21 protein-coding genes are annotated in these 24,473 nt (G+C 68.9%); 16 read left to right on the top strand and 5 right to left on the bottom strand.

Features of this window, described 5'->3' with window-relative positions:
• Nucleotides 1-103 precede the first annotated feature (103 nt).
• Entirely contained in the window at nucleotides 104-1,117 is a 1,014-nt protein-coding gene (locus OU996_RS00455; RefSeq protein ID WP_267583727.1) for a substrate-binding domain-containing protein, read from the bottom strand.
• 59 nt (nucleotides 1,118-1,176) lie between these two features.
• Nucleotides 1,177-2,172, bottom strand: coding sequence for an ABC transporter permease (locus OU996_RS00450; protein WP_267583726.1), 996 nt, complete (start codon nucleotides 2,170-2,172; stop codon nucleotides 1,177-1,179).
• 493 nt (nucleotides 2,173-2,665) lie between these two features.
• Between OU996_RS00450 and OU996_RS00445 the strand changes: the two genes are divergently transcribed.
• The 3 genes from OU996_RS00445 to OU996_RS00435 are packed head-to-tail and all read left to right on the top strand — an operon-like array spanning nucleotide 2,666 to nucleotide 5,540.
• On the top strand, nucleotides 2,666-3,778 hold the full coding sequence (locus OU996_RS00445) for a LacI family DNA-binding transcriptional regulator (RefSeq protein ID WP_267583725.1): 1,113 nt from the start codon (nucleotides 2,666-2,668) through the stop codon (nucleotides 3,776-3,778).
• On the top strand, nucleotides 3,775-4,443 hold the full coding sequence (locus OU996_RS00440; RefSeq protein WP_267583724.1) for an aspartate/glutamate racemase family protein: 669 nt from the start codon (nucleotides 3,775-3,777) through the stop codon (nucleotides 4,441-4,443). Before OU996_RS00445 ends, OU996_RS00440 begins: the two co-directional genes overlap by 4 nt.
• A gap of 35 nt (nucleotides 4,444-4,478) precedes the next feature.
• Nucleotides 4,479-5,540 (top strand): aldo/keto reductase, encoded by a 1,062-nt coding sequence (locus OU996_RS00435; protein WP_267583723.1) that lies wholly within the window; start codon nucleotides 4,479-4,481, stop codon nucleotides 5,538-5,540.
• Between the two features lie 21 nt (nucleotides 5,541-5,561).
• Here OU996_RS00435 and OU996_RS00430 read toward each other — a convergent pair whose 3' ends face one another.
• Nucleotides 5,562-6,548, bottom strand: coding sequence for a LacI family DNA-binding transcriptional regulator (locus tag OU996_RS00430; RefSeq protein ID WP_267583722.1), 987 nt, complete (start codon nucleotides 6,546-6,548; stop codon nucleotides 5,562-5,564).
• Between the two features lie 174 nt (nucleotides 6,549-6,722).
• Between OU996_RS00430 and ptsP the strand changes: the two genes are divergently transcribed.
• The 3 genes from ptsP to OU996_RS00415 all read left to right on the top strand — a co-directional run bounded on the left by ptsP (nucleotide 6,723) and on the right by OU996_RS00415 (nucleotide 12,071).
• Nucleotides 6,723-9,260, top strand: coding sequence for a phosphoenolpyruvate--protein phosphotransferase (gene ptsP, locus OU996_RS00425; protein WP_267583721.1), 2,538 nt, complete (start codon nucleotides 6,723-6,725; stop codon nucleotides 9,258-9,260).
• Nucleotides 9,257-10,243 (top strand): 1-phosphofructokinase, encoded by a 987-nt coding sequence (pfkB, locus tag OU996_RS00420; protein WP_267583720.1) that lies wholly within the window; start codon nucleotides 9,257-9,259, stop codon nucleotides 10,241-10,243. The genes ptsP and pfkB overlap by 4 nt, the downstream gene beginning before the upstream one ends.
• Nucleotides 10,244-10,316: 73 nt before the next feature.
• Entirely contained in the window at nucleotides 10,317-12,071 is a 1,755-nt protein-coding gene (locus OU996_RS00415) for a fructose-specific PTS transporter subunit EIIC (RefSeq protein WP_267583719.1), read from the top strand.
• Between the two features lie 15 nt (nucleotides 12,072-12,086).
• Here OU996_RS00415 and OU996_RS00410 read toward each other — a convergent pair whose 3' ends face one another.
• Entirely contained in the window at nucleotides 12,087-12,788 is a 702-nt protein-coding gene (locus tag OU996_RS00410; RefSeq protein WP_267583718.1) for a GntR family transcriptional regulator, read from the bottom strand.
• A gap of 259 nt (nucleotides 12,789-13,047) precedes the next feature.
• Here OU996_RS00410 and OU996_RS00405 point away from each other — a divergent pair, with 259 nt between their 5' ends.
• On the top strand, nucleotides 13,048-14,466 hold the full coding sequence (locus tag OU996_RS00405; protein ID WP_267583717.1) for an NAD(P)H-dependent oxidoreductase: 1,419 nt from the start codon (nucleotides 13,048-13,050) through the stop codon (nucleotides 14,464-14,466).
• 35 nt (nucleotides 14,467-14,501) lie between these two features.
• On the opposite strand, the gene OU996_RS00400 is transcribed toward OU996_RS00405, so the two are convergent.
• The gene (locus tag OU996_RS00400) at nucleotides 14,502-15,239 is read right to left on the bottom strand and encodes a FadR/GntR family transcriptional regulator (protein ID WP_267583716.1); all 738 of its coding nucleotides are present in this window, start codon (nucleotides 15,237-15,239) and stop codon (nucleotides 14,502-14,504) included.
• A gap of 234 nt (nucleotides 15,240-15,473) precedes the next feature.
• On the opposite strand from OU996_RS00400, the gene OU996_RS00395 reads away from it, so the two are divergent.
• The 9 genes from OU996_RS00395 to OU996_RS00355 all read left to right on the top strand — a co-directional run bounded on the left by OU996_RS00395 (nucleotide 15,474) and on the right by OU996_RS00355 (nucleotide 24,454).
• Nucleotides 15,474-16,499 (top strand): Bug family tripartite tricarboxylate transporter substrate binding protein, encoded by a 1,026-nt coding sequence (locus tag OU996_RS00395; RefSeq protein ID WP_267583715.1) that lies wholly within the window; start codon nucleotides 15,474-15,476, stop codon nucleotides 16,497-16,499.
• Between the two features lie 172 nt (nucleotides 16,500-16,671).
• The gene (locus OU996_RS00390; protein ID WP_267583714.1) at nucleotides 16,672-17,127 is read left to right on the top strand and encodes a tripartite tricarboxylate transporter TctB family protein; all 456 of its coding nucleotides are present in this window, start codon (nucleotides 16,672-16,674) and stop codon (nucleotides 17,125-17,127) included.
• A gap of 12 nt (nucleotides 17,128-17,139) precedes the next feature.
• The gene (locus OU996_RS00385) at nucleotides 17,140-18,645 is read left to right on the top strand and encodes a tripartite tricarboxylate transporter permease (protein ID WP_267583713.1); all 1,506 of its coding nucleotides are present in this window, start codon (nucleotides 17,140-17,142) and stop codon (nucleotides 18,643-18,645) included.
• 11 nt (nucleotides 18,646-18,656) lie between these two features.
• A complete protein-coding gene (locus tag OU996_RS00380) occupies nucleotides 18,657-19,676 on the top strand; it encodes a 4-hydroxythreonine-4-phosphate dehydrogenase PdxA (RefSeq protein ID WP_267583712.1) in 1,020 nt (339 codons plus the stop codon).
• A 36-nt stretch (nucleotides 19,677-19,712) separates the two neighbouring features.
• Nucleotides 19,713-20,885: an L-rhamnonate dehydratase gene (locus OU996_RS00375; RefSeq protein WP_267583711.1), complete on the top strand. Its 1,173-nt coding sequence runs from the start codon at nucleotides 19,713-19,715 to the stop codon at nucleotides 20,883-20,885.
• Nucleotides 20,886-20,956: 71 nt separating this feature from the next.
• The gene (locus tag OU996_RS00370) at nucleotides 20,957-21,958 is read left to right on the top strand and encodes a DctP family TRAP transporter solute-binding subunit (RefSeq protein ID WP_267583710.1); all 1,002 of its coding nucleotides are present in this window, start codon (nucleotides 20,957-20,959) and stop codon (nucleotides 21,956-21,958) included.
• A gap of 15 nt (nucleotides 21,959-21,973) precedes the next feature.
• Nucleotides 21,974-22,645 (top strand): cyclase family protein, encoded by a 672-nt coding sequence (locus tag OU996_RS00365; protein WP_267583709.1) that lies wholly within the window; start codon nucleotides 21,974-21,976, stop codon nucleotides 22,643-22,645.
• Complete coding sequence (locus tag OU996_RS00360; protein WP_267583708.1) at nucleotides 22,638-23,180, top strand: TRAP transporter small permease; 543 nt, start codon at nucleotides 22,638-22,640, stop codon at nucleotides 23,178-23,180. Before OU996_RS00365 ends, OU996_RS00360 begins: the two co-directional genes overlap by 8 nt.
• On the top strand, nucleotides 23,177-24,454 hold the full coding sequence (locus OU996_RS00355; protein ID WP_267583707.1) for a TRAP transporter large permease: 1,278 nt from the start codon (nucleotides 23,177-23,179) through the stop codon (nucleotides 24,452-24,454). Before OU996_RS00360 ends, OU996_RS00355 begins: the two co-directional genes overlap by 4 nt.
• The last annotated feature ends 19 nt before the right edge of the window (nucleotides 24,455-24,473 follow it).

The raw sequence follows: 24,473 nt of genomic DNA, 5'->3' as shown, positions 1-24,473 counted from the left end.
TCCCTGACACCGGGTGCGGCGCGCGCCAGCGGCGCGGGCGGAGGGCACGGGAGATGGCGCGGGGAGCGCGCGATCACGCTCCCCGGCCGGTCGGTCTAGGCGATCAGAAGAGGTATTCCTTGTAGTTCGCCTTGTCGGCCAGGACCATGCCGTTGCCGATGATCAGCACGCCGACGCCCGGACCCTTGGTGACCTTCACCTTCTCATAGCCAGGCACGCCGAGATTGGCGCCGTCCTCGATCTTCTTGCCGGCGATCAGGCTCTTGGCGACCGAGTTCATCGCCATGCCGGCCTTCTGCGGATCCCAGAAGCCGATGGCGGTGATGGCGCCGGACTCCAGCAGGTCGGCCGAAGGGTTGGGCAGGCCGGTGCCGACCAGGCACACCTTACCGGAGAGGCCGGCCTCGTCGATGGCGCGGCCGACGCCGAGCACGTCATTGCCGGCCGAGGTCTGGAAGCCCTTGATGTCCGGGTGCTTGCGCAGGATTTCCTTGGCCTTCTCATAGGTGGCGTTGGCGTCGTCGAAGGACTCGTTATTGGCGTCCACCAGAACCATGTCCGGGTGCTTGGACTTGGCATTGGCCTCGCCCGCGCCGACCCACTGCATGTGGGTGCGGCTGCCGACCGAGCCGACGAAGGTGGTCCACTTGCCCTTGCCGCCCATGCAGGTGGCGAGGCGCTCATTCAGCGCGCGGCCGTAATCGGCATTGTCGAAGGCCTCGACATCGGCGTGGGTGTTCTTCTGGTTGTCGGCCTCATGGGTGACGACGATGATCCCGCGGTCCATGGCGCGCTTCAGCGTGCCTTCGAGCACGGACGGGTCCATCGGCACCACGGCGAGGCCGTTCACGCCCTTGGCGACGAGATCGTTGACGATCTGAAGCTGCTGGGCCGCGTCGGCGGTGGCCGGGCCATACTGGGTGGCGACGACGTCCGGGTTGTCCTTCTGGAACTGCTTGACGCCGGTTTCCATGCGGTCGAACCACGGAATGCCGCTGATCTTCACCACGGTGGCGATGACCGGCTTGTTCTGCGCCATCAGCGCGCCGGCCGAGCCGGCCACGAGGGCGAGCGCCACGGCGGAGCCGAGCAGCACCTTCTTCGAGAGAGCTCCCATAGATTCCTCCATTATTGTTGTCACCCTCATGATCCGTTTCGATGCGTGAGGGGTTCGCATCACACGAGCTTCTTGCTCTTGTTGGGGGTCAGCAGGCCGACCACGTTGTAGCGGCCGACCGCCAGGAAGGTCAGAAGCAGCGCGCCCCAGGCGAAGTCGCGGACGAAGTTCGACAGCCCGCCGAAATTCAGCATGCTGGACATGAGCTGGAGCGCGATGGTCGCCATGACCACGCAGATCACCCGGCCATAGCCGCCCTCGGGGCGCACGCCGGCCATGACCGCGATGAGGATGGCGATCAGCAGATAGGACGTGCCGTAGTCCCATTTCACGTTGACGTTGCGCGCCGCGATGATGATGCCGGCGAGGCCCGAGAGCAGGCCGCTGGTGGCATAGGTCGCTATCAGCACGCCGGTCTTGGGAAAGCCGGCATAGGCCGCCGCCTTCGGATTAGTGCCCATCAGCATCAGCCACAGGCCGAACGGCGTGAATTTGAGCGCCGCGGCGATCAGCCCGGCGACGCCGACGAAGATCAGGAAGCTGTAGGGCACACCGAAGACGAGCCCGTTGCCGATCTCGGACAGCAGCTCCGGGCTGCCGACCGCCACCGCCCGGCCATCCGACACCACCACGGCGACGCCGGTGAACAGCATCTGCGTGCCGAGCGTGCACAGGATCGGGGTGATGTTCATCCGGCTGATCAGCAGGCCGTTGATGGTCCCGCCGATGAGGCCGATCGCCAGCGCCCCGGCGATGAAGGCGAGCGAGAAGGCGGTCTCGCTGTCGGTGCTCGACAGGACGGAGCCGACCAGCACGGCGGAGGCGACGCCGGAGAGATTGGCGAGGGCGATGCCCGACAGGTCGATGCCGCCATTGCCCGCGCACATGGCCAGCATCACGCCGATGGCGAGCAGGCCGATCTCGGGCAGTTGCCCGGCCATGGATTGCAGGTTGAACGGGGAGAGGAAGGTGCCGCCGGAAATGGCCGCGCCGAGGGCAAGCAGCGCCGCATTGATGACGACGAGCATGACCAACTGGCCGCTGGTTGTCCTCATGGCCTCCTCCCGGGGAGTTGTCTCACTGGTTCGGTGCAGGATCGATTTAGTAAAATATGTCCCGCTTCACTAAATCCGTAGCAAAGGCTTTCGAGCCGCGCAAGCCGCCTTCTGGGGGCGGTCGTTCACGTTCGCGGCGAGCGCGTCAGGGCTCCGCCGGTCGCGCTGTCTGAGGCCTGCCTGTTGCCCGATTGAGAGGCGTGCCCATCCTTCGAGCGTCCTTTCGGGTCTAAAAACGCTTGATAGGTCAGCCTTTCTCACCGATTCCGGCTGGCGCGGCGGTTGCAGGGTGGCAAAGTGGGTTGTGGTCGCCTGGCGGGCGCCTCGCCCTCGGGGGTATCGGAGGGCGGTGGTGTCGGCGGTGACTCGGCTCGGGCGTGGAAGGCTGTTGCGCCACCTGAGTTTTTGGCTTACCCCTCGTAAAAGGGCTTCAATGTTTACTAAACAAAATGCGCGTTCAGCCGCGTAGGGCCCGGAGGACAGACGCCCGATCATGACCCGCAAGTCCTTCACCATCCGGGACATCGCCACGGCCGCGGGGGTTTCGCCGGCCACGGTGTCGCTCGTCCTCAACGGCAAGGGCGAGATCTCGGCGGATACGCGCACCCGCGTGCTGGAGGCCGCCGCCCGGCTGAACTATGTGCCGCGCCTCGTGCGGTCGGGGCCGGTGAAGCCGCGCACGGACGGCGCCGGGACGATCCGCTTCCTGAAGATCGCCCGCCACGGCCACACGGTGAACCGCGACCACAACGTCTTCATCTCCGATTATATCGACGGCATGTCGGCCGAGGCGACGCGTCGGGGCTACACGCTGGAAGTCGTCACCCATGAGGGCCAGAGCGCGAGCGCCATTGCCGAAAGCCTCGCCTCCGCCCCGGCCAGCGGGGTGATCGCGCTCGGCACGGAAATGTCGGAGACCGATATTCGCGTGCTGCAGGGCGTCGGCCGGCCCATCGTGTTCATCGACACGTTCTTCGATGTGATCGAGGCGAATTTCGTCAACATGAACAATGAGGACGCGGTCCATCAGGTGCTGGCGCGGCTGCGCCAGCAGGGGTTCCAGCGCCTCGGCTTCGTCGCCAGCCCGGTCGACACGACCAATTTCCGGCTGCGGCAGGAGGCGTTCCACCGCAACATGGCGCGCCTCGGCGTCCCCGTGGACCCCGCCCACATCCTCGCTGTCGAATCCACCCTCGACGGCGCCTATGCCGATGCGGTGGCGGCGCTGACGCGCGGCATCGCGCTGGCGGACGCCTATTTCTGCACGAATGACGTGATCGCCTATGGCTTCATCAAGGCGCTGCGCGAGTTCGGCATCCGCATTCCCGAGGATGTCGGCGTGGTCGGCTTCGACAATCTGCCGGTCGGCGCGACCATGGACCCGGCGCTCACCAGCATCGACGTGTCGAAGCGCAAGATCGGCAATCTCGCCGTTACCGTGCTGGACGATCTCATCCACGCCGCCGAGCCGCCCCCGCCGGTGAAGATCATGGTGGGCGCCCGGCTGGTGGCGCGGCTGAGCGACCGGGGCCCGGCCGATCCGCGCCCGATGCCGACGGCGGTGCGCCGGCGCGGCATCGCTGAAACCGCCTCAGGTTCCCGATGAGCAATCCCAGCCACCGTCTCGCCGTGCTCCACACCGTCCCGGCCCTGGCGCAGGCGCTGCGCCCGCGCCTCGAGGCGACGCTGCCGGGCTGGGGCTTCACCGACATCGTCGATGAAAGCCTGCTGGCGGAAACCATTCGCGAGGGCCGCCTGACGGAGGCGACCAAGGCGCGGCTGGCGCAGCATCTGACCACGGCCAGCCGGGAGGCCGACGCCATCCTCGTCACCTGCTCGACGCTTGGCGAGGCGGTGGACGCGCTGGCGACCCGTCTCAACGTGCCGGTGTTCCGCATCGACCGCGGCATGGCCGAGATCGCCGTGCAGCGGGCGCGGCGCATCGGCGTGCTTGCCACGCTGCCGACGACGCTCGGCCCGACCGGCCGGCTCATCCGCGACACGGCCCGCGACGCCGGCCGTTCCGTCGAGGTGACCGAGCGTCTGTGCGAGGGCGCCTTTGCCCGCCTCGCCGCCGGCGACCGTGCCGGGCATGACTCGATGGTGCAGGCCGGTTTCGCCGCGCTCACCCCGCAGGTCGATCTCGTCGTGCTGGCGCAGGCCTCGATGGCCAATGCGCTGGTGGGACATGAGGGTGCCGTGCCCGTGCTCACCAGCCCGGCGCCCGGCATCGCCGCCGTCGCCGCCGCGCTGACCTCGCCTCCGGTCTGAACGGCCGCACTGACAAAAACACCGGGAGACGCCAGATGAAATACCGCACGCTCGGCCGCTCCGGCCTCAAGGTTTCCGCGCTCTCCATGGGCACCTTCTCCTTTGGCGGGGTCGGCGCCTTCGCCAAGGTGGCCAATCATGGCGTGCCGGAAGCGCGCCGGCTGGTCGATACCTGCCTTGATGGCGGCATCAACGTCATCGACACCGCCAATATGTACTCGCTCGGCCGCTCGGAGGAGATCGTCGGCGAGGTGCTGGAAGGGCGGCGCGACCGGGTGCTGATCTCCTCCAAGGCGCGGATGCGCATCGGCGATGGCCCCAATGACGAGGGCGTCTCGCGCTATCACCTCATCCGCGAATGCGAGCGCAGCCTGAAGCGCCTGCGCACCGACCATATCGACATCTATTTCCTGCACGAATGGGACGGCATCACCCCGCTGGAGGAGATGCTCTCGGCCCTCGACGCGCTGATGCGCGCGGGCAAGATCCGCTATATCGGCTGCTCCAACTATTCCGGCTGGCATGTGATGAAGGCGCTCGGCATCGCCGAGGCATCGAGGCTGCCGCGCTTCGTCACCCAGCAGATCCACTACACGCTGGAGGCGCGTGAGGCGGAATATGAGCTGCTGCCGATCGCCGTCGATCAGGGCGTCGGCGTGATGGTGTGGAGCCCGCTGGCGGCCGGCCTTCTCTCCGGCGCCTTCGCCCGCGACAAGTTCCCCACCGATTCCCGGCAGGCCGCCGGCTGGACCGAGCCGCCGATCCGCGATGCCGAGCGGCTGTGGTCCATCGTCGATGTGCTGAACGACATCGCGGCGGCGCGCGGCGTCACCGCCGCGCAGGTCTCCATCGCCTGGACGCTGTCGCGGCCCGGCATCGCCTCGCTGGTGGTCGGCGGCACGCAGGAGAGCCATTTCCGCGACAACATCGCCGCCGTCGATCTGGAGCTGACGGCCGAGGAACTGGAGCGGATGAACCAGGTCAGCCGGCCGGCCTATCTCTACCCCTATTGGCACCAGCACAATTTCGCCCGCGACCGCTTCAGCCCGGCCGACTGGGCGCTGCACGCCAGCTATGAGGATCTCGGTCAGGTCTGACCGAAACACTCAACGCTCCGCTCAGGGGCGGGCGTGGGTCGAGCCGCGCTCGATCAGCGTGCCGGCGAGCAGGATGGTGCGCGTCGGCGCGGTGGGCGCCTTCAGGCGCTGGAACAGCAGCGCCATCGCCTCGCGCCCGAAGGTCTCGACCGGCTGCTCGATCACCGTGAGGCCGGGCTCGACGAGTTCGGTCCACGCCTCATTGTCGAAGCCGGCAATGGCGAGGTCGCGCGGGATGGAGAGGCCGAGCCGGCGCGCGGCGCGGCACAGGCCGAGCAGGAACAGCCCGTTGCTGACGATGATGGCGTCCGGCCGCTCGGTCTCGCCGAGCCAGGCGACGGCGGCGTCCTCGGCTGATTGCGCCAGCGGGGTGATCATCCGCGCCTGCGGGACGAGCCCGCGCGCGCTCATCGCCGCGACATAGCCCGCCTCACGTTCGAGGCCCGTCGTGCTGGTCGAACCGAACAGCCCGCCAATGCGCCGGTAGCCGCGCTCGGCGAGGTGATCCACCAGCCGGGCGCTGGCGCCGCGATTGTCCAGCACCACCGTGTCGAACTCGCCGGAGGCGGCGGCGCGGTCGATCAGCACCACCGGGTAGTCGAAATTCTGCGCCCGCAGCCCGCCAATGGTCGCGCGGGTGGGGGCGAAGATCAGCCCGGTCACCCGCTCTTCCTGCATCAGCCGCAGATAGAGCGCCTCGCGCTCGGGATCCTCGCCGGTATTGCACAGGATGACCCGCATCCCCGCGCCATAGGCGGCGTCCTCCACCGCGCGGCTGACCGCCGTGAAGAACGGGTTGCGGATGTCGGCGACGATCAGGCCGATGGTCTGGCTGCGCTGCGAGCGCAGGCGCCGGGCGGAGAGGTTGGGGCGATAGCCGGTAGCCTTCACCGCCGCCTCGACCTGCCGGCGCACTTCCGCGCTCACCGGCCCCTTACCCAGAGCACGCGAGACGGTGGACACCGAGACGCCCGCCAGCCGGGCCACGTCCTTGATATTGGCGGTCATCACTTGAGAACGATTTCACTGAAGGCCCATTATCCTAGGCTGATTGAGCCGGCGATCAAGCGATCAGACTCCTGTGAATCCGACTTATGACAGCGAAAATTGCCCAGAATCCTTTTGACAAGCGTTGTGGAAACGATACCACTTCACGCAAAGAAAATTCTGGGAGGATGACAAATGTCCATCGCCGCCGCCCGAATGATGTCGCCCGCCGGCAGTGAGCTGCTGCCGATCACCATGATTCGCCTCGGTGCCCGTCCGGCCGACAAGGACGCCGCCATTGCCGAGGCCGCGCAAATGCTGGTCGCCGCCGGCTATGTCGAGGCCGGCTATGCCCAGAGCATGGCGCGGCGCGAGGCGGTCGCGAACACCTTCCTCGGCCATGGCGTCGCCATCCCGCACGGGCTCGGCGAGGATCGCCATCTCGTCCACAAGAACGGCCTCGCCATCCTTCAGGCGCCCGCGGGCGTGACGTGGAATGACGGGCAGACCGCCCATCTCGTCGTCGCCATTGCCGCCCAGTCCGATACGCACATCACCGTGCTGCGCCGCCTGACCCGGCTGTTGCAGGACAGCGAGCTGCTCGCCCGCCTCGCCACCACGGACGATGCCACGCTGATCGCCCATGCGCTCGGCTCTGACGAGCCCGCGCAGGCTGCTCCGGCGCAGGCCGCCACCGATCTCGCCACCTCCTTCGACTGGACGGTGGATTACCCCACGGGCCTGCATGCCCGCCCCGCGAGCGCCTGGGTGGAGACCGCCCGCCGTTTCGGCGCGCAGCTGCGGGTGCGCAATGGCGGGGTGGCCGCCGACCCGAAGAACCTCATCGCGCTGCTCCAGCTCGGCCTGCGCGCCGGCGAGAGCGTGACCATTTCCGCCGAGGGCACGGACGCCGAGGCGGCGCTCGCCGCGCTGCGCGCCACCATCATCAGCCTCAGCGCGCAGGAAAAGGCCGATGCGGCGCTGGCCGCCAGCCGCGCCAAGCAGGCCGCGCGCGCCGGCTGGACGCCGCCGGCGGGGCTTTCCGCCCTTAGCGGCGCCCCCGCCGCACCCGGCCTCGCCATCGCTCCCCTTCATGTCATCGCCGCCAGCGCGACCGAGATCCCCGACCGCCCGGTCGCCCTGACCGAGGGCGCGGCGCTTCTCCAGGAGGCGCTGACCCACACCCGCCAGCAGCTTCAGGCGCTGGCCGATGACACCGCCCGCCGCCTCGGCGCGACGGATGCCGGCATCTTCAAGGCGCAGGCCGAATTGCTGGGCGATTCCGACCTCATCACCCGGACCTGCCAGCTCATGGTCGATGGCCATGGCGTCGCCTTCGCCTGGCACGCCGTCATCGAGCAGGTGGCGGAAGAACTCGCCGGCGTCGGCAATCCCGTGCTCGCCGCCCGCGCGTCCGATCTGCGCGATGTCGGCCAGCGCGTGCTCGGCCATATCGATCCGGCGCTGAAGGCGGGCTCGCTGCGCGACCTGCCGGACGAGCCCTGCATCCTCGTTGCCGCGGATCTGTCGCCCTCCGACACGGCGGGACTCGATCCGGCGCGCGTCGTCGGCATCGCCACCGCGCAGGGTGGGCCGACCTCGCACACCGCCATCCTCGCCCGCACGCTCGGCGTGCCCGCGCTGGTCGGCGGCGGGGCGGCGCTGCTCGATCTGCCCTCCGGCACGCCGGCCATTCTCGATGGCAGCGCCGGCCGGCTCTATCTCCAGCCGGACGCGGAAGCGCTCGCCTCGGCCCGGGCTTTTGACGCCGCCCGCGCCGCCGAGCGCGCCCGCGAGGAAGAAGCCCGCGCGCTGCCGGCCCGCACCACCGATGGCACCGAGATCAGCATCGGCGCCAATATCAACCTGCCGGATCAGGCGGCCTTCGCGCTCGCGCAGGGCGCGGAAGGCGTCGGGCTGATGCGCACCGAGTTCCTGTTCCTCGAGCGCAGCGCCACGCCGAGCGAGGACGAGCAGTACGAGATCTACCGCGCCATGTCGCAGGGGCTGGGCGGGCGCCAGCTCATCGTTCGCACGCTCGATATTGGCGGCGACAAGCAGGTGGCCCATCTCAACCTGCCGCATGAGGAAAACCCGTTCCTCGGCGTGCGCGGCGCGCGCCTGCTGCTGCGCCGGCCGGATTTGCTGGAGCCGCAGCTGCGCGCCCTCTACCGCGCGGCGAAGGACGGCGCCGAGATCCTCATCATGTTCCCGATGATTACCTCGCTCGGCGAACTTCTCGCTTTGCGCCAGATCAGCGAGCGCATCCGCGAGGAACTGGACGCCCCGACCGTGCCGCTCGGCATCATGATCGAGGTGCCGGCCGCCGCCATCCAGGCGGAATCGCTGGCGGCGCATGCCGACTTCTTCTCCATCGGCACCAACGATCTCACCCAGTACACCCTCGCCATCGACCGGCAGAACCCGCAGCTGGCGCAGGAGGTCGACAGCCTCCATCCGGCGGTGCTGCGCCTCATCAAGGCGACGGTGGATGGCGCCCGCGTGCATGGCCGCTGGGTCGGCGTGTGCGGCGGCATCGCCGGCGAGCCCTTCGGGGCGGCGCTGCTGGCGGGGCTCGGCTGTAGCGAGCTTTCCATGACCCCGCGCGAGGTGCCCGGCGTCAAGGCGCGGCTGCGCGCCGCCTCCATGAGCGACCTTGCCGCGCTGGCGGAAAAGGCGCTGGCCTGCGAGAGCGGCGAGGAGGTGCGCGCGCTGGACGGGGGGCACGCATGAGCCCCGCCGCCGCGCCCGACATCGTTACCCTCACGCTGAACCCCGCTATCGACCAGACGGTGACGGTGGAGCATCTCGCCCCCGGCCATGTCCATCGCGCGAGCGCCGTGCGCTATGACGCCGGCGGCAAGGGGGTGAACGTCGCCGCCTGCCTCGCCGATTGGGGGCTGAAGGTCGCCGCCGCCGGCCTGCTCGGCGCCGCCAATGCCGCGCCCTTCGAGGCGCTGTTCGCCGCCAAATCCATCGCCGACCGCTTCCGCCGTGTGCCGGGCGAGACCCGCACCAACATCAAGCTGCTCGATCGCAGCAGCGGCGAGACCACGGATGTGAACCTGCCGGGCTTCCCGGCCGAGACCAGCGCGCTGGCCGAGGTCGAGGCCGATCTCACCCGCCTCGCCCGGCCGGACGGGCTGGTCGTGCTCTCCGGCAGCCTGCCGGAAGGGGCGCCGCCGGACATCTATGCCCGCCTTGTCGCGCGCCTGCGCGGGGAGGGCGCCCGCGTGGTGCTCGACACCAGCGGCCTGCCGCTCACCCATGCGCTGGCCGGCACGCCGCCCACCCTCGTCAAGCCGAACCGGCGCGAGCTGGAAGTCTGGGCGGGTCGCCCGCTCGATGATCGCGCCGACCTGCTCGCCGTGGCGAAGAGGCTCTGCGCCGCCGGCATCACTTATGTCGTGGTCTCGCTCGGCGCCGATGGCGCTCTGTTCGTCAGCGCCGACGAGGCCCTGCACGCCATGGCGCCTGAAGTCACCGGCGGCAGCTCGGTCGGGGCCGGGGACGCCATGGTCGCCGGTCTCGTCGCCGGGCTGCATGAGGGGCGCAGCCTTGAGGGCCTCGCCCGGCTCGGCACCGCCTTCGCGGTGGGCAAGCTCGGCCTGCCCGGCGCCAACCTGCCGGCCGCCACGGTGATCGAGACCATCGCCGCCGCCGTCGCCATCCAGCCGGCCGCCATCTGGGCGGCCGCGCACGCCGCCATCGCCTGAACCCACATCCATCATCGCCGCACCGGGCACAGACCCGACGGAACACGGGCAAAAGCCCGCAGGGGAGGACATCATGACAGCCTTGATCGCCGTGATCGGCGCGCAGGAGACGACCGTTCACGCCACCCTCGCCGCCGAGGCGCTGCGCAAGGCCGCGCGCAGCCTCGGCCAGGCGCTGGTGGTCGAGCTGCGCGGCACGCCCGCCCGGCTCTCGGCCAGCGAGATCACTGCCGCGAGCGCGGTGCTGCTGGTCGGTAATGGCGATCTCGACGAGAGCCGCTTCGGCGCCCTGCCGCGCCTCACCGACAGCGTGGCGAACGTGCTGGCCGATGCCGGCGGCGTCCTCGCCCGTCTGGCGGCGGCCGCCGCGAGCGCCCCCGTCGCGAGCGCTGCACCCGCCCCGGCGGCCGCCCCCGCCGCATCGCCGGCGGCGAGCGGCCCGAAGAAGATCGTCGCCATCACCTCCTGCCCGACCGGCATCGCCCACACCTTCATGGCGGCCGAGGGCCTGCAGAACGCCGCCAAGGCGCTCGGCCACTCCATCCGCGTGGAGACGCAGGGCTCCGTCGGCGCGCAGGACGCGCTGACGGACGAGGAAATCGCCGCCGCCGATCTCGTCATCATCGCCGCCGACAAGGTGGTGGAACTCTCCCGCTTCGGCGGCAAGCGCGTCTTCCAGACGCCGACCAAGCCGGCCATCACCGACGGGCAGAACCTCGTGCGCCGCGCCTTCGAGGAAGCGCGCCTGCAGGCCGCTCCCGGCGCGAGACTCGCCGATGCCGCCGCCGCCGCCAAGGCCGAGCGCGCGGTGAAGACCGGCCCCTACAAGCATCTGATGACCGGCGTGTCCTTCATGCTGCCCTTCGTGGTGGCGGGCGGCCTGCTGATCGCGGTCGCCTTCGCGCTCGGCGGCATCTACGCCTATGACGACGCGCATAAGGGCACGCTGGCCTATGACCTGTTCCAGATCGGCGCCAAGGGTGCGTTCACGCTGATGGTGCCGGTGCTTGCCGGCTATATCGCCTTCTCCATCGCCGACCGGCCGGGCCTCGCGCCGGGCATGATCGGCGGCATGGTGGCGGCCAATCTCGGCGCCGGCTTCCTCGGCGGCATCGTCGCCGGCTTCATCGCCGGCTATGGCACCGAGTTCCTCAACCGCTCCATCAAGCTGCCGCGCAACCTCGCGGGGCTGAAGCCGGTGCTGATCCTGCCGATCCTCGGCACGCTGCTCACCGGCCTGCTGATGATCTACGTCGTCGGTGGTCCCGCCGCCCAGCTGCTCGCCGCCGTCACCGAATGGCTGCGCAGCATGCAGGGCACCAGCGCCATCATCCTCGGCATCATCATCGGCGGCATGATGGCTTTCGACATGGGCGGGCCGATCAACAAGGCGGCCTACACCTTCGCCACCGGCCTCATCGCCAGCCAGGTCTACACGCCGATGGCCGCCGCCATGGTCGCCGGCATGACGCCCCCGCTCGGCCTCGCTCTGGCCGCGCAGCTCTTCCCCAACCGCTTCACGCCGGAGGAGCGCGAGGCGCGCAGCGCGGCTTCCGTGCTTGGCCTCGCCTTCGTGACGGAGGGCGCCATTCCCTTCGCCGCCCGCGACCCGCTGCGCGTGATCCCCTCGCTGGTCATCGGCTCGGCGGTGGCGGGCGCCATCTCCATGGCGGTGGGCGCTGAGCTGCGCGTGCCGCATGGCGGCATCTTCGTGCTGCCGATCCCCAATGCGGTGAGCCACCTCGCCGGCTATGTCGTCGCGCTCGTCGCCGGCACGCTGGTCACCACCGCCCTGCTGCGCGTGCTGAAGAAGCCGATCGCCGCCTGAGCGCGGTGCCTCTTATTACCCGCCGGATTCCAGTGTCCGGCGGGTGACCTGCCAGCCCTTGAGATGATGGGTGCGCAGGATTTCCCGCAGCAGCGCGCCCTCGCGCTGCTGCAGCGCGTCGAGGATCTGCGCATGTTCCGCCACCGCCCGTGCCCAGCGCTCGGGTGAGCGGTTGCCGGCGAAGCGGTAGCGGCGGATGCGGGCGCTCTCGGTGCGGTACACCCGCGACAGCGCCGCATTGTGCGCGCCATCGACGATGCGCTGGTGGATGTCCTGATTGAGGTGGAAATAACCCATCAGGTCGCCCGCTGTCTGGCACGCAAGCATGCGGGCGTGCAGCCCGGCGATGGCCTCGATCTCTTCCGGCGTCGCCCGCGCGCAGGCGAGTTCCGCCGCCACGCTTTCCAGCCCGATCAGCACCTCGATCGCCGCCTCGACCTCGGCCAGCGACAGTGCCACCACTTCCGCGCCCCGATTGGGCACGATGCGCACCAGCCCTTCCGCCTCCAGGATCTTGAACGCCTCGCGCAGCGGCGTGCGGGTGACGCCGAGCCGCTCGGTCAGCATGCGCTCGGAGATGCGCGCCCCGGCTGCCAGCTCGCCGGCGATGATCATGTCGCGGATGCGCTCGACCACCCGCATCGCCGCCCGGCCGCGCGGCAAGGCGGAGGCGGCGACGTCGTCGGCGGTGTCCGGAGCGTCATCGTCAAGTTGCATGCAATAGGTCTCCCATATCTGCCTTTTAACGTCCACCGACTTGACGCATCGATATAATTGCATTCAATATGACGGAAAGAAGCGATGAATAAGGCTCTTGCCCTGCCTTTGGCGGGCTGATTGCCGACAAAAATCGCTGGGAGAGGGCAGGGGACCGGTTTCCATCAGGCCGGACGTCGCCTGCTGCATGCAACGCCAACACCGCGCGGGATTCGCCTCACGCCTCAGTCCGGCGCGCGCGGGTGACATAGGGACGGCCATGAACTTCCACCGCTATTTCGCCACTGAGCGCCCGCCGGTCGAGACCTGCATCGTCGGCACGGGCGGCTTTGGCCGCAGCTTCCTGGCGCAGGGCCTGCGCGTGCCGATGATGCGGGCGCGCGTCGCGGTGGACCGCGAGGCGGACATTGCCGCCGCCTCGCTCAAGGCGGTGGGCATCGCGCCGCGCCGCATCCATATCTGCCGCAGTGCCGCCGAGGCCAAAGCCGCCTATGAGGCCGGCGACTTCATCGCGGCGGATGATCTCGCTTTGGTGCTCGATCTGCCCATCGAGGTCGTCGTCGAGGCGACCGGCCACCCGGAGGCGGGCGCCCGCCATTCCCGCCTTGCCATCGAGGCCGGGCGCCATCTCGCCTTGGTCTCCAAGGAGGTGGACAGCGTCATCGGCCCGGTGCTGGCGCATCTGGCGGCCGAGCGCGGGCGCGTGGCGACGCCGGTGGATGGCGACCAGCCGAGCCTGCTGATCGGCCTCATCACCTGGGCGCAGACGCTGGGGCTGGAGATCATCGCGGCCGGCAAGTCGAGCGAATATGACTTCACTTTCGACGCGGCCAGCGGCCTCGTCACCAGCAATGGCCGCACGCTGTCCGCGCCGGGCTTCAGCGACGCCTGGGCGCTGGGCGAGCGCCCGGTGGCGGACATCGTCGCGGCCCGTGCCGCTGCGGCTGCCGCCTTGCCGCAGCGGGCGGTGCCGGATCTGTGCGAGCTGCTCGTCGTCGCCAACGCCACCGGCTTCACGCCCGACCGCCCGGACCTGCACGCCCCCATCGCCCGCATCCCGGAAGTGCCGACCGTGCTGGGGCTCGCGGAGGAGGGCGGCCTGCTCGCCGGCGAGCGGCGGCTCGATGTGTTTCATTGCCTGCGCGCGCCAGACGAGGCGAGCTTCGCTGGCGGGGTGTTTGTGCTGGTGCGCTGCACCGATGCGGACAGCTGGGCGATGCTGGCGGAGAAGGGTCATCCGGTGAGCCGCAGCGGCCGCACGGCGATGATCTACATCCCCCGCCATTTGCTGGGGGTCGAGGCGGCGACCAGCGTGCTGGAGGCGGCGCTGCGCGGGGCTTCCGGCGGCGGCCTCGCGCCGCGCCCGCATCTCGATCTCGTGGCGCGGGCGACGCGCGATCTTGCCGCCGGCAGCGTGCTGGAGATGGGCGGCCATCATCACACGATCGAGGGCACGCAGGCGGAGCTGGTGCCCGGCGCGGCTCTGGCGGAGGATACGCCCGCGCCCTTCTACCTCGCGGCGAATTGCCGGCTGGCCCGGCCGGTGGCGCGTGGGCAGGCCATCACCTTTGGCGCCCTCGAGCTGCCCGAGGGTTCCGAACTATTGGCGCTGCGCCGCCGGCAGGATGCATTGTTCTTCGGCGCCCCGGCACCGGCGCGCGTCGCGGAGGCGGTGTGATGGCGCGCGCGAGCGCGGCCCGGCGGGCCGTCGCCTCAGAGCGCGGCGGGGGGTTCCGGGCGCAGGGTCATCGCCTGCAGGGTGGTCTCGTGCACACGGGTGATGTGCCGGTTCATCGCCGCCGCCGCCGCATCCGCGTCATGCGCGGCCAGCGCCGCGAGAATGAGGCGGTGATCGTCGATCGAGACGCGCACCGCGCCCGGCACCAGCAGCGCCACGCGGCGATAGGCCAGCGCGTAGCCATAGGCATCGACCAGAAAATGCGCGAGCAGCTCATTGCCGCCGGCGCGGTAGATGAGCTGGTGGAACTCGGCGTCGGAGATCTGGAAGCGGACGGGATCCTCGCTCATCGCGTCCTGCGCCTCGACGAGGCCGGCGAGGCGCTGCAGCGTGTCGGCGTCGATGCGCGTCGCCGCCTCGCGCACCACGAAGCCCTCGACCAGCTGGCGGGCGCGGTAGACATCCTCCGCGCCATAGCGCGACAGCTCGGTCGCGTCGGCGAATTGCGAGTGGCCGAAGCCTTCCGTGCCAATGATGCGGGTGCGCGCGCCCTGCGAAATCTCCACCATGCCGATGGCGGCGAGCATCTGCACCGCGCCGCGCACCGTCTCGCGGCTGACATCGAGCATCTGCGCCAGCTCGCGCTCGCTGGGCAGTTCGTCGCCCACCCGCAGCAGGCCGGACTGGATCATATGCGCGATGCGCTCGGCGATCTGCTCGCGCATGGTGCGTTTGGACAGTTGCTGCTTGAGAGCCGGCAAATCCTGCAACATGCGCGTGTACGTCCCCCCGGTCGTGTCTCGGCTTGTTTCGTGGCGCGCCTTGGCGGGCGACGCTCGCGAATAGTAGCCCGGCGCGGGCTTCTGTCATTATTCTAAACATTTTTTGCGATTGGTCTACTGGACTGGTGACCGGTCCAGTTGACAAGTTGAACGACCCTAGCCAGATTGGCGCTCACAACGGCGCCCAAGACCGTTTCGGATGGAAACCACCCAAGGAGATCTGCGATGCGCCTCACCATCGCGACGGCCCCCATGGCCGCGTGCCTCGCTGCCGCCAGCCTTGTCGCCACCAGCCTCATAGCCGGCTCAGTTCCTGCCGCCGCCGACTGGCAGCCGAACCGCCCGGTGGAGTTCATCGTCGCCTCCGGCCCCGGTGGCGGCACTGACCAGTTCGCCCGCCTCGTCCAGTCGATCATCCAGAAGCACGAGCTGATGAGCGTGCCGGTGGTCGTCTCCAACAAGGGCGGCGGCGCCGGCTCGGAAGCCTTCGTCTATGGCAAGGGCGCCGCCGGCGACGCCACCAAGGTAGTCTTCGGCACCAATAATGAGTGGCTGCTGCCGCTGGTGACCAAGGTCGGCTACCAGAGCAGCGACCTGCGACCCGTCGCCTCCATGGCGGTGGACGAGTTCATTCTGTGGACCAACACCGAGACGCCCTACAAGACCGCGGCCGAGTTCATCGCCGCCGCCCGCACGCAGGACGGCGGCATCAAGGTCGCCGGCAGCCAGTCCAAGGACACCGACCAGATCCTGGTGCGGCGCCTCGAGAAGGCGGCGGGCGTGAAGTTCACCTATGTGCCCTTCAAGTCCGGCGGCGAGGCGGCGGTGCAGCTCGCCGGCGCGCATGTGCAGGCCAACACCAACAACCCGCAGGAGAATGTTGGCCAGTGGAAGGCCGGCAAGGTGCGCCCGCTCTGCGTCTTCGCCCCGCAGCGGCTCACCTATAAGGAGGTCGTGGCCGACAACATGTCCTGGGCCGACATCCCGACCTGCGTCGAGGCCGGCATTCCGCTGGAAAGCTACCAGATGCCGCGCACCGTGTGGCTGCCCAAGGACACCACCGACGAGCAGGTCGCCTATTATGCCGGCGTGCTCGACAAGGTACGCCAGGCGCCCGAGTGGAAGGAGTGGCTGGCGCGCACCTCCCAGACGGAGAGCTTCGTCACCGGCGCCGCGCTCGCCGACACCATCAAGCAGGACGAGGCGAAGAACCGCGTCCAGTTCGCCGAGGATGGCTGGCTCGTCAACTGAGCCCGCCGACCGGCTAGTCCTCCGTGTCTTCCGCGGCAGCGCTTTCTCGGCACAGCCCCCTCGTGTCGAGCCCTTGGGTGCCGGTTCGTCCGGCACCTCCTTTATCCCGCGCGGCACGCCGCGCCCCCTGTCATGACCCGGACCCTGAGCGATGCTGGCACGACGGCGATCGATGGAATTCGGCACCGCGGTGGCGGTCGCCATCTTTGGCGGCATCGTCGCCACGGAGAGCCTCAGTCATGACACGGGCTGGGGCGAGACCGGGCCGGGCGCCGGCTATTTCCCCTTCCGCATCGGCCTCCTCTTGATCGCCATCAGCCTCGGCATCTTCCTGCAGGCGCTGAAGTCGGACCGCGAGGAGAGCTTCGTTTCCCGCGAGGAGCTGGCCTCCAGCCTCGCGGTGTTCGTGCCGACGGCGGTGCTGGTCGCGGTAATGCCGTGGCTCGGCTGCTACGTGCCGTCCTTCGCCTATCTGGTCTTCATGATGCGGCGCCATGGCGGCTATCCGTGGCTGCGCTCGCTCGCCACCTCCGCCACCGTCATCGCCGTGTTCTTCGCCGTCTTCGAGCTCTGGTTCCGCGTGCCGCTGGCCAAGGGACCGCTCGAAAACGCCCTCGGCATCTACTGAGGACGCTGGCCCATGTCCGATTTCGCCTCGCTCCTCGTCGGTTTCCAGACCGCCTTCACCACCTATCACATCGCCATCATGGTGGGTGGCGTGCTGCTCGGCATCCTGGTCGGCGTGCTCCCCGGCCTCGGCGCGCCGAACGGCGTGTCGCTGCTGCTGCCGCTGACCTTCTCGATGGACCCGGTCAGCGCCATCATCCTGCTGTCCTCGATGTATTGGGGCGCGCTGTTCGGCGGCTCGACGACGTCCATCCTGTTCAACATCCCCGGCGAGCCGTCCTCCGTCGCCACCACCTTCGACGGCTACCCGATGGCCCGCGCCGGCAAGCCGACCGAGGCGCTCGCCACCGCCTTCAGCGCCGCCGGCTTCGGCGCGCTGGTCGGCGTGATCCTGGTCACGCTGCTCGCCAACTCCATCGCCGGTATCGCGCTGCGCTTCTCCTCGCCGGAATACTTTGCCGTCTATCTTCTCGCCTTCTGCAGCTTCATCGGCATGGGCGGCGGCAACCCGCTGAAGACCGCCGCCTCGCTGCTGATCGGCCTGTCGCTGGCGGCGGTGGGCATGGACACAGTGTCCGGCGAGATGCGCCTCACCTTCGGCAGCGACCAGCTCATCAAGGGCGTGACCTTCCTCGTGGCGGTGATCGGTCTGTTCGGCATTGGCGAGATCCTCCTCACCGTCGAGCAGGGCCTGAAATTCGAGGGCATCCGCACCAAGGTCGATCTCGCCACCGTCTTCCGCACCATGGCCTCGATGCCGCGCCACTGGCTGGCGCTGATCCGCTCGACCATCATCGGCTGCTGGATGGGCATCACGCCGGGCGGGCCGACGGCGGCCTCCTTCATGTCCTATGGCGTCGCCCGCCGCTTCTCGCGCCGGCGCGATCATTTCGGCACCGGCGAGCCGGAGGGCATCGTCTCGCCCGAGGCGGCCGATCACTCGGCCGGCGTCTCGGCGCTGCTGCCCATGCTGGCGCTCGGCGTGCCCGGCTCGGCCACGGCGGCGGTGATGATGGGCGGGCTGATGATCTGGGGCCTGCAGCCCGGCCCGATGCTCTTCGTCGAGCAGCATGATTTCGTCTGGGGCCTCATCGCTTCCATGTACCTCGCCAATATCGTGGCGGTGGTGCTGGTGCTGGCGACCGTGCCGCTGTTCTCCTCGATCCTGCGCATCCCGTTCGCCATCATCGGGCCGCTCATCATCGTGGTCTGCCTCACCGGCGCCTACACGGTCTCGAACAGCATGTTCGACGTGGTGCTGGCCATGGTGTTCGGCGTCATCGGCTACGTCTTCAAGAAGCTCGACTACCCCATCGCCCCGCTCGTGCTCGCCATGGTGCTCGGCGACAAGGCGGAGGATGCGTTCCGCCAGTCGATGATCCTCTCGGACGGCTCGCTCGGCGTGTTCTGGAGCACCTCCATCGCCGGCACGCTGACCACGCTCGCCTTCGCCCTCGTTCTCTGGCCGCTCGCCGCGCGCTGTGTCGCCTGGCTGGCCGCCCGCCGCTCCCCCGCCTGAAGGAGATCCTGATGAAGCCCCGCATTGCCGTCGTTCTCGGCGACCCCGCCGGCATCGGTCCCGAGCTGGTCGCCCGCCTCATCAGCGATCCCGCCAACCGCGAGCGCGCCGACTTCCTCATCATCGCCGACCGGGCGGAGCTGGAGGAAGGGATGCGCATCGCCGGGGAGCGTTTCGATTACACGCTGACTACCGATCCGCGCGCCCATGACCACGCGCCCGATACCGTCCCCGGCACGCCGGTGCTGTGGGATTATTCCGGCGCCGCCAGCGCCCCGTTCGAGCGCGCCGTCGCCACCGCCAATGGCGGGCGCTATGCGCTCGACACGCTGCAGCAGGCCATCGACCTCACCGTCGACGGCGTCACCGACGCGGTGTGCTTCGCCCCGCTCAACAAGCATTCCATGCACCTCGCCGGCCTCGCCCATGCCGACGAGACCCACTGGTTCGCCGAACTGCTCCAGCCCAACGGCCCGTTTGGCGAGCTGAACACGCTGGACGGGCTGTGGACCAGCCGCGTCACCAGCCATGTGGCGCTGAAGGAGGTGTCCGACCTCATCACCGAGGAGAAGATCCTCGGCGCCATCCGTCTCGCCAGCACGACGCTGCTAAAGGCGGGCGTGGCCGAGCCGCGCATCGCGGTGTGCGGGCTCAACCCGCATAATGGCGACAATGGCAGTTTCGGCCGCGAGGAAATCGACGTCATCGGCCCCGCCGTCGAGGCGGCGCGGGCGCAGGGTTTCCCGGTCATCGGCATGTACCCGGCCGACACGATCTTCCTGCGCGCCAAGGAGGTCGACGCCATCGTCACCATGTATCACGACCAGGGCCAGATCGCGATGAAGCTCATGGGCTTCTCGCGCGGCGTCACCGTGCATGGCGGCCTGCCCATTCCTATCGCGACGCCCGCCCATGGCACCGCCTTCGACATTTATGGCGAGGGCAAAGCCAATGTCGGTGCCACCCAGGCCGCCTTCGACATCCTCTGCGCCATGGCGCAGACCCGCCGCGCCACCCCGCGCGCGGCCTGAACCCTTCCCGCTCCGCCAACGCTCCCCGTGTGTCCCATGAAGATCAAGAACGTCCGCACCCGCGTCTTTGAATGGAAGGGCAAGGTCGTCCCTCCGGCCCGCAACTTCTGCACCAACGCCGCCGACCAGCTTTTCGAGCGCGGCGACAATATGGGCAGCTTCCGCTTCCATGGCTGGCTGGTCTGCGAGATCGAGACCGAGGATGGCACGATTGGCATCGGCAATGCCGCGCTCTCCCCGCGCGTCACCAAGGCGGCGATCGACGAGTATTACGCCCCGCTGCTCATCGGCGAGGATCCGTTCGACAACGAGTACATCTGGCAGAAGATGTACCGCCGCTCGCATGCCTGGGGTCGCAAGGGCGTCGGCATGACCGCGATGAGCGCCATCGACATCGCCATCTGGGATCTGATGGGCAAGGAGGTCGGCAAGCCGGTCTTCAAGCTGCTCGGCGGGCGCACCAAGGAGAAGATCCGCTGCTACGCCTCCAAGCTCTACGGCCAGCCGCTCGATGACCTCGCCCGCGAGGCGCAGTCCTATGTCGATCAGGGCTTCGACTCGGTGAAGATGCGCTTCGGCTGGGGCCCGCAGGACGGCCCGGCCGGCATGAAGAAGAACATCGACCTGGTGCGCACCGTGCGCGAGGTGATCGGCCCCGACCGCGACCTCATGTGCGAATGCTACATGGGCTGGACCTTTGAATACGCCAAGCGGATGCTGCGCCTGCTTGAGCCCTTCAACATCCGCTGGCTGGAAGAGCCGGTGATCGCCGATGACATCGAGGGCTACAAGGAGCTGCGCAAGCTCGGCGTGCTGCCGATCTCCGGCGGCGAGCACGAGTTCACCCTGGCGGGCTTCCAGCAGCTCGTCGACCAGCGCGCGGTGGACGTGATCCAGTACGACACCAACCGCGTCGGCGGCATCACCGCCGCCCGCAAGATCAACGCGCTGGCCGAGGCCTATTCGATCCCGGTCATCCCCCATGCCGGCCAGATGCACAATTATCACCTGACCATGTCGACGCTCGCCTCGCCCATGGCCGAGTACTTCCCGGTGCATGACGTCGAGGTCGGCAACGAGCTGTTCTATTACATCTTCAAGGGCGACCCGATGCCCGAGAACGGCTTCCTCCAGCTCGACGACAACCTGCCGGGCCTCGGCATCGAGCTGTCCGACGAGCACCTCAAGGACTTCAACATCATCGAGTGACGCGCGCCAACGCGGCACGATCTCGGGCGCGCCCTCGACGGCGCGCCCCCATCCATAAAGGGGAAACGCCAATGCTCCGTCTCGATCGCCGTACCTTCCTCGCCACCGGTGCCGCCGCGCTTGCCGCCGCCGGTGCCGGCTCCCGTGCGCTGGCGCAGGCGCCCATCAAGCTGCGCTTCGGCCACCCGCACCCGGAGGTCGATTCCTGGCACCGCGCCGGCCTGCGCTTCGCCGAACTGGTCAAGGAGAAGACCGGCGGCAGCGTGATCGTCGAGGTCTACGCCAATGGCGCGCTCGGCAACGACCAGACCATGATCGCCGGCACGCGCGGCGGCACGCTCGATCTGTGCCTCACTGGCAACCCCTTCTTCACCGGCCTCGCCCCGCAGCTCAACGTGCTCGATCTGCCCTATCTGTTCCACGACCGCGCCCATGTCGCGCGCGTGCTGGACGGGCCGATCGGTAACGAGCTGCGCGCGCAGCTGGAGCCGTCGGGCCTCAAGGCGCTCGCCACCTGGGAGGTGGGCTGGCGCAACGTCACCAATAACCGCCGCGCCGTCACCGTGCCCGCCGACATGAAGGGCCTGAAGATCCGCACCACGCCGAACCCCGCCCATATCGAGGCGTTCAAGCTGCTCGGCGCGGTGCCGACCCCGATGGCCTTCACCGAGCTGTTCACCGCGCTGGAGATGGGCTCCATCGACGGGCAGGAAAACCCGGTCACGCTCATCCTCAACGCCAAGTTCTATGAGGTGCAGAAGAACCTTTCGCTGACCAAGCACGCCTTCACCACCGCCCCGCTGGTGATGAACAAGGCGAAGTTCGACGGCCTCACCGAGGCGCAGCGCGGCGCTATTCTCGCGGCGGCCGCCGAGGCGGCGACCATCCAGCGGCAGATGAATGTCGATGCCGAGGGCACCAGCCTTGCCGCGCTCAAGGAGCACGGCATGAAGGTGGTCGAGACCGTCGACATCCCCGCCTTCCGCGCCATCGTCGCCGACAAGGTGAAGGCGGACTTCATCGCCAAGTTCGGGCCGACCCTGCCCGAGCAGATCGCCGCCGCGGCGAGCTGACGGAAGGCCGGTCCTATGCGCATCGTCGATCTCAGCATGCCCGTGGAAAGCCATTTCCGCTGGGCGCCGGAAGTCCTGGTGAAGGGCGACATCGCGGCGGGCGACCAGTTCCGGGTCACCCGCCTCGCCACCACCTGCCATGGCTTCTCCCATGTCGATGCGCAGGCGCATTTCGTCGCCCATGCCCCGACCATCGAGGCCACCCCGCTGGAGCGGGTGGTCGGGGCCTGTCGGGTGCTCGACCTCTCGGCCTGTGCCGACGATGCGCCCATCGGACCGGAGGCGCTGGCAAGCGCCGATCCCGGCGGGGCGGAGGGCGAGATCCTGCTGCTCGCCACCCGCTGGAGCGCCCGGCGCGATTACAAGACCCCGGAGTTCTGGACGCAGGCCCCTTGGCTGACGCGCGAGGCGGCGGAGTGGCTGCTCGCCCGCCGCCCGAGCGCGGTCGCCTTCGACTTCCCGCAGGACTACCCGATCCGCCTGTTGCTGAAGGGCGAGAGCGTGCCCTCCGCCGAGCATGTCACCCATGACGTGCTGCTGCGCGCCGGTGTCACGCTGATCGAATACGTCATCAACACCGCGCAGCTGCGCGCCCCGCGCGTGCTGCTCAGCGCCGCGCCGCTGCTCATTCCCAATGCCGATGGCGCCCCCGCGCGCATCTACGCCATTGAGGGCCTCGATGTCTGAGCCCCGCTCCCCTCAGACCGGCCCGCTGCGGCGCGCCGTCGATCTCGGCTTTCGCGGCATCGAGCTGCTGCTGGTCGGCCTGCTCGGCGTCATGGTCGTGCTGGTCTTCGGCAATGTCGTCCTGCGCTATGTCTTCGACAGCGGCATCACCATCGCCGACGAGATGTCGCGCCTGCTCTTCGTCTGGGTCACCTTCCTCGGCGCCATCACGGTGATGCGGCAGAAGGGTCATCTCGGCGTCGACATGTTCGTCGTCGCCCTGCCGCGCGGCGGGCGCTGGCTCTGCCGCATCGTCGCGGACCTGCTCTCGCTCGCCTGCGCCGTGCTGCTGGCGGTCGGCGCCTATGACCAGACGCTGCTCAACCTCGGCAATCTGCTGCCGGTCTCCGAGCTGTCCACCGCCTATGTCTACGCCGCGGCGATGGTTTCCGGCGTGGGTCTCACCCTGCTCATTCTCGGTGATCTCATCGAGGTCATCCTCGGTGGGCCCGGCGGCCCGGCGATGGATCCCAATGTGGCGGAGGGCGTGTCGTGACCGTCGCGATCTTCTCCCTCGTCCTTCTGGGCGCGATCTTCCTCGGCATGCCCATCGCCTTTGCGCTGATCATCACCGCCGGCGCGCTGATGTGGCATCTCGGCGCCTTCGACTGGCAGCTCATCGCGCTGCAGATGGTCAATGGCGCGGACAGCTTCCCTTTGCTCGCCATCCCCTTCTTCCTGCTGGCGGGCGAGGCGATGAATGCCGGCGGCCTGTCGCGCCGGCTGGTCAATCTCGGCCTGGCGCTGGTCGGCCATCTGCGCGGCGGGCTCGGCTATGTCGCCATCATCACCGCGATCCTGCTCGCCTCCATGTCCGGCTCGGCCATTGCCGACACGGCGGCGCTCGCCTCCATGCTGCTGCCGGTGATGCGGCAGGCGGGTTATGATGTCGGGCGCTCTTCCGGCCTCATCGCCTCCGGCGGCATCATCGCCCCGGTGCTCTCGCCCTCCATCGGCTACATCGTGTTCGGCGTGATCGGCGGCGTGTCGATCACTCGGCTGTTCCTCACCGGCATCGTGCCCGGCCTGCTGCTCGGCCTCGCGCTGGCCGTTGCCTGGTGGATCGTCTCGCAGCGCGACAAGGTCGCCATCCTGCCGCGCCAGAGTTGGGGCGAGGCGGGCCGCGCCTTCCTCGACGCGCTGCTGGCGCTCGGCCTGCCGATCATCATCATTGGCGGCCTCAAGGGCGGCATCTTCACCCCGACCGAGGCGGCGGTGGTGGCGGCGGTCTATGCGGTGGTGGTCGGCAGCTTCGTCTATCGCGAACTGACCCCGGCCAAGCTCATCCACGCCATGCTGATGGCGGTGCGCACCACGGCGGCGGTGATGTTCCTCGTCGCGGCGGCCTCGGTCTCGGCCTATCTCATCGCCATCGCCAACATCCCGGCCGAGGTGACGGCGCTGCTGGAGCCGTTCCGCGACAACCCGATCGAGCTGATGATCGTCATCATGCTGCTGGTGGTGATCATCGGCACGGCGCTGGATTTCATCCCCACCATCCTCATCCTCACCCCGGTGCTGATGCCGCTCGTCAAATCGTCGGGGATTGACCCGGTCTATTTCGGGGTATTGTTCGTGATGAACAACGCCATCGGCCTCATCACCCCGCCGGTCGGCACGGTGCTGAACGTCGTCTCGGCAGTGGGCAAGGTCGATCTGGCGCTCGCCATCAAGGGCGTGTGGCCGTTCCTCATCGCCCAGCTCATCGTGCTGGCGCTGCTCACTCTGTTCCCCGCGCTGGTGCTGGTGCCCGCGCGCTTCCTCTACTGACCGCGCCGCGCGGCGAAGG

The sequence above is a fragment of the Ancylobacter sp. SL191 genome (assembly GCF_026625645.1).
GTDB lineage: Bacteria > Pseudomonadota > Alphaproteobacteria > Rhizobiales > Xanthobacteraceae > Ancylobacter.
The sequence above is the reverse complement of the archived record's forward strand: the minus strand, read 5'-3'. Positions and strand labels throughout refer to the sequence as shown.